General features: G+C 39.9%; 4 protein-coding genes. 3 read left to right on the top strand and 1 reads right to left on the bottom strand.

Annotated elements, in window-relative coordinates; translation table 11 throughout:
- Positions 1-274: 274 nt before the first annotated feature.
- The 3 genes from KFE26_RS23185 to KFE26_RS23175 are packed head-to-tail and all read left to right on the top strand — an operon-like array spanning position 275 to position 2759.
- Entirely contained in the window at positions 275-1342 is a 1068-nt protein-coding gene (locus tag KFE26_RS23185) for an EAL domain-containing protein (protein WP_212601864.1), read from the top strand.
- Between the two features lie 58 nt (positions 1343-1400).
- Positions 1401-2369 carry a fimbrial protein gene (locus tag KFE26_RS23180; RefSeq protein WP_212601863.1) on the top strand — a complete coding sequence of 323 codons (969 nt, stop codon included), beginning with the start codon at positions 1401-1403 and terminating at the stop codon, positions 2367-2369.
- A 54-nt stretch (positions 2370-2423) separates the two neighbouring features.
- Positions 2424-2759 (top strand): hypothetical protein, encoded by a 336-nt coding sequence (locus KFE26_RS23175; protein WP_212601862.1) that lies wholly within the window; start codon positions 2424-2426, stop codon positions 2757-2759.
- Between the two features lie 155 nt (positions 2760-2914).
- On the opposite strand, the gene KFE26_RS23170 is transcribed toward KFE26_RS23175, so the two are convergent.
- On the bottom strand, positions 2915-5059 hold the full coding sequence (locus KFE26_RS23170; RefSeq protein ID WP_212601861.1) for a M3 family metallopeptidase: 2145 nt from the start codon (positions 5057-5059) through the stop codon (positions 2915-2917).
- Positions 5060-5763: the final 704 nt, after the last annotated feature.

Raw genomic sequence — 5763 nt, 5'->3', positions numbered from 1 at the left:
ATTTATTATGTAAATAATAGTAAAACCAACCAATTCATTTAGTCCACCACCATTTATAGGATAATTCCTAATCACTATATAAGAATCGAAGCATTGCCAATATAGTGCCAGCAAACTAGCATAGTTAGTAACAACTATTTAATAAATAGTCTCTGGTATTGTTTTTGAGTGTTTGGGTAGAGAACGTCTATTAGAATTGTTTTTATCCGCATAATTTTCATGTAGATAATTGCTAGTTTACATTTAAATTTCCTGACCCTATAAATGCGCAACAATGAATACGACACAGGCACAAATAGCGCTATATGACCAACCTTGGCACATATTGATTTATGGCATGGGAATATCTAAAATAACGGAGTTAACATTGTTTAATCAATCTGCTAAACCCAGCTCCAAAGTGCCCTTATTACTAACGGATAAAAACCAACCGTCGACATTCGCTATAAATAAAAAATATGATTGCAAAAATGTTAATAAAAACATTGTTAACGATGACACTTCAATTTCGCATAAAAAAGCAGAGTGCTTATGTGGACAGCCCGTAAATATTAACACTTTAATGAATAAAGCACAGTGGGATAGTTTATTATCGGGAAAATCTGCAGAAGTTTTAATTGATACTGTTGCCTATTTTCAGCCTCAGCACCACGTCACAAGTGGAAAACTTTATGGAGCAGAGGCATTGGCCCGTTGGAATCATCCAAAACTGGGTGTACTTGGCCCTGAATACCTATTGCCCAGAATGCATTCGACCATAATGCGCAATGCGTTGTGGAAGCAAATATTAGATAACACCATCAACATGTTGAAACATTTGCAAGGTTCAGGTTTAGATTTAGATTTAGATTTATGCCTCAGCGTTAATATCAGTGCAGATATCGCAAGTTCCGTTCGCTGGGCAGAAAATACAATACATAGGGTAGCGCAATCTGGGATCAACTCCTCCCATATCGGCATAGAAATCACAGAGGATTATGCCGGATTCGAAGTAGATCTCGCGGCTGCAATTAGCAAATTAAGATTACATGGATTTAAATGTGCTATTGATGACTTTGGCACTGGTTTCTCTTCATTACAGCGTCTAGCCCTGACTCCTTTTAATCTTTTAAAAATAGATAGGAATTTCGTACATCAAGCAAGAGAAAGCCTTGTCAGCCATAAAATATTAGCCAATACAATTCTCTTAGCCCATGACTTAGGGTTAAGTGTCATAGCGGAAGGGGTAGAAACTGAAGCTGACCTTGAGCGCATAACGAATTTAGGTGCAGATATTGCCCAAGGTTATTATTTTTCAAAACCAATATCAGCCGGTAACTTTATTAAATATGTAAGAAACTGAGCACTTTAAAAATTAATATACCAACAGTAATTGGCAACCTATAAATAAAGGACTAGAAATGAATTTAAATAAAAAACCAATCTATAAATATGTAAAACATCTTTTTTTAGGTGCATTTATCTCTGTTCTTACGATTGACGATGCGGCTGCGACTTGCTCTATGAGTTCAGGAGTTGCAGCTCTTGTGAACTTTACACTTAATGGAAATATCAATATTCCCCGAGACACACCAATTGGAACAAGGGTTTATCGTTCTAACGCTACCTACCCTAATTCCGAACCTCAATATCAGTGCACTGCTAATGATAATATAGGTATACGAAATGCTATTGGTGCCCCGTCCAACGGTTCAAACATATTCCCTATTGGCACAACAGGTTTAGGCTTTAAGTATATTTGGAGTGACAGAGATATTTTAAAAGACTATTATAATACAGTTAGTACCTATAATAACTGGGTGAAATACCCGACTTCAATACCATATTACCTTGAGATATATAAGATTGGCCCTACTCAGACTATTATTGAAATTCCGGCTGGGGATATAGGATATTATAGCGTTGGACATTTAAGAGTAACTTACTTCAGAAATGCAACTAAAATGGTCATAACACAACAAACATGCACCGTTTCAAATATAAACGTGCCTATGGGTGTTCAACCAGCATCCGGATTTCAAGGAATTAATACTCGAATGACACCAACAGCTTTTGCAATTAATCTTAATAACTGTCCGAGTGGTATAAACTCTATAAAATATCGGCTCGATCCAACGACAACCATTATCAATCCAACGAAGTCAGTTGTTACGCTACAATCTAGCTCCACTGCCAGTGGTGTTGGTGTACAGATACTCGATGCTTCCAGTAACCCTTTACCTTTGGGTGTTGATAATGTCTTTTCTGGTTATGCTGCAACAGGTGGAAATTACTCTATTCCCCTTAAAGCTGCTTACTATCAAACCGGTTATATCGCGAAAGGTGGCAGTGCAAATACGTCGTTAACATTCACTATGACATATCAATAAACTAAGAGGCAAAGAAATTCCTCAAGTTCAAATCTAGTATTAAGAGTATTCCATATGTCTAAAAAAATTTTGCGGATTATTATTGCCGATAAAAAACATGAGAATCGCCTATGTATTGAAAAACAACTTAACTCATTAGGCTACTTTAGAATAATCACGACGGCTTCATTTGCAGAGGCATCTCGTTTAGCACAAGTTGAAAACTTTCAAGTTGGGCTAGTGATCATTGAAGAAAGCCTTATTCATACGGAACATTTTAATCAGCTACGTACTCAATCGGCAACACCCAATATTTTGGTCTATCGAACTCAAATGTTCACTACTTGGGACCAAACATTGATTGGATTACCCGATATAGAAGCATTAAGAACAGTGATGTCAAACTTTTAATTAAATATATTGACATAAAAATTATGTGATTTAAAAATTAACAACATTTTTGTAAATGCTCATTACACTTTTAAATATAATAGCTGCATTTTCTCCCCAAAAAAGGCTTGTTAGGTTTCTCTAACAAGCCTTTGGGCCTTTTTACAACGAATCGATTAATCGACTAAACCGCGGCGCTTTAACAGTGCCTCTGTTGTCGGTTTTTTACCCGTAAAGTGAATATAATCTTGCATGAGATCTTCACTGTTACCTTTAGATAAGACTTCCTTACGGAATTTGTCACCATTATCGGCTTTTAATCCACCATGCTCGCCCATATAGGCAAAGGCATCGGCGGCAAACACTTCGGTCCACAAATACGCGTAATACCCTGCGGAATAACCACCGGAGAAGGCATGGCTAAAGTAGCTCGACTTATAACGGGGTGGAATTGGCGCAAAATCAAGACCATGTTTAGCTAATACTTGGTGCTCAAACTTCTCTACATCGCTAATTTGAGTATCGGCGCTGATAGAGTGCCATTCCATATCTAACAAGGCCGCTGACAGATACTCAACGGTATCAAAACCTTGGCCAAACTTATTTGCCGCTAAGATTTTATCAAGCAGCGCCTTAGGAATTGGCTCACCCGTTTTGTAGTGTTTGGCATAGTTAGCAATCACAGCAGGGTCAATATTCCAATCTTCGTTAACCTGTGATGGGAACTCAACAAAGTCACGTGCTGTTGATGTGCCAGCCACGCTTGGGTATTTCACCTGCGAGAATAAACCGTGTATTGCATGGCCAAATTCATGGAACAGAGTGGTCACTTCATCGAAGGTCATTAGCGTTGGGCCATCGGCTGGCTTAGGAATATTAAGCGCGTTATAGACTACGGGCTTAGTGCCGAGCAGACCGCTTTGGGTGACGAACTCATCCATCCACGCGCCGCCGCCTTTGCCTTCACGGGCATACGGGTCTAGATAGAATAAGCCAATAGAACTGTTATCTTTATCAAAGACTTCAAAAGCTAAAACATCGGAATGCCACACGGGTAAATCAGTACGCGGTTTTAAGCTGATGCCATATAATTTATGCATAGCGAAAAACAGCCCGTCTTTCAGTACAGTATTAAACTCGAAATAAGGCTTGATACTGCTTTCATCAAGTGAGTATTTCTCTTTACGCACTTTGTCGGCGTAGTAAGCCCAATCCCAAGGTTGCAGCTCAAAATCACCGCCCGCCTTTTTGATTTCAGCTTGAATATCAGCCGCTTCCACTTTGGCGCGAGCTAAAGCTTTTGGCGCTAAATCATCGAGGATTTCATACACAGCGGCTGGGGTTTTCGCCATTTGATCGGCAACCGCATAGGATGCCCAAGTATCGAACCCCAGTAAATTGGCTTTTTTAGCCCGTATTTGCGCCATTTTGACAATTAATGGACCATTGATTGCGACGGCTCTGTGCGCTGAGGTTTCCCATACTTTTTGGCGCAGTTCACGGTTGCTCAGGCTAGAAAGCACAGGTTGGCGTGTCGTGTTGACTAAAGTAATCAAATAGCCTTCTTTTCCCGCAGCTTTGGCCGCTGCGGCTAAAGTAGCAATTTCGCTGTCGGATAAACCGGCTAACAGGGCTTTATCAGTCACAACAATCACATCATCTTTAAATGATTTTAAGCTGTTTTGTGAAAAGTCCGTCGCTAAGGTTGCAAGCTCAGCGTTAAAGTCGCGCATCTTAGCTTTATCTTCGGCCGACAATTTCGCGCCAGCGCGGACAAACTGCTCATAGTAATATTCAACTAGACGCTGATCTTCCGCATTTAGGCTGCTCTTTTGCTGGTATACGGCTTCAACACGGGCAAATAACGTCGGATCGAGATAAATATTATCTCGGTGGGCAGATAGCTTAGGTGCAAGATCCGCTTCGGTTTTCTGAAAATCATCATCAGAAATCAGACCTGCGAGATTAAAGAAGGTACGCGATACGCGCGTTAATAATTCACCCGAGGTTTCCATGGCGAGAATGGTATTGTCAAAACTAGCCGCTTGTTTGTTATTCACAATCGCAGCGATTTCTGCATCGTGAGCTTTAATGCCCTGCTCGAAGGCGGGAGCATAATCTGCGGACTGAATAAGATTAAATTGCGGCGCTTGATCTTGCAGTGGACTCTTGCTCAGCAGCACATTAGTTGCTTGCGCTTTAGCAGCAGTTTGAGTTGCAACGGCATTTTTGGCTTCATTGGTGCTTACATCAGGCTTGTCTGAACAAGCGCCAAGTAACAATGCAGCAGCTACGGCTGTGGTAATAACGGACTTACGCATATTAACTCCCTTGGATGTTGCTGCCCTTTCGATTGTATTTTTAAGGTGAAAGGTGCACGCAAACGGATTTTGGCTTTCGGTTTACAACAGTCTGTTTTAACGAACTTGTGTAGCTTCGTACGTCAATTTCGATGAACTACCTTAACAAGTTACGCGCATTTCAGCCAAGTTTTACCCGCCCAGAGCACCGCTAATTTGTATCACTTTATGTGTATTACCCGTCTAAATAAGCCTATGCCAACGCTACGCTAAACCTAACTCACCTCAATCAAGCCAAGAGACATGCGCGCATAAGTGATCAACATTGGCTAAAATTTGATGTAAAAGAATTGTTTAAAACAATTCTACTGAAGTTTTAAGTCAAATATCCCCGACATTGACAAGGGGCTGAGCAAATAAAATGCCATTCCAATAACAAATATTAATTCTTCTTAATAAACTGTTTTCTGTAATTATTTAAACATTGATGTAACAAATAAACAGGCTAAATGGCTCACTATTTAGGCAAGCAAACCTTGAGTCACAATTTGAAACAGCTTTTATCCGATTAATGTCACATTCAGATCATCAAATGTCTTTATAATTCCCGCTCGTTAACTTAGCAGCAAATTAACCTAACAGTTAAATTACGCCGAATTAACGGGATGATGGGCATGTTCTTTTACGGAACATGCATTGGGGTCAAATAAATATAAATAGTGTTT

It is taken from the genome of Shewanella sp. M16, assembly GCF_018224605.1.
GTDB classification, from domain to species: Bacteria; Pseudomonadota; Gammaproteobacteria; order Enterobacterales; family Shewanellaceae; genus Shewanella; species Shewanella oncorhynchi.
This window is presented reverse-complemented; position numbering and strand designations above follow the sequence as displayed.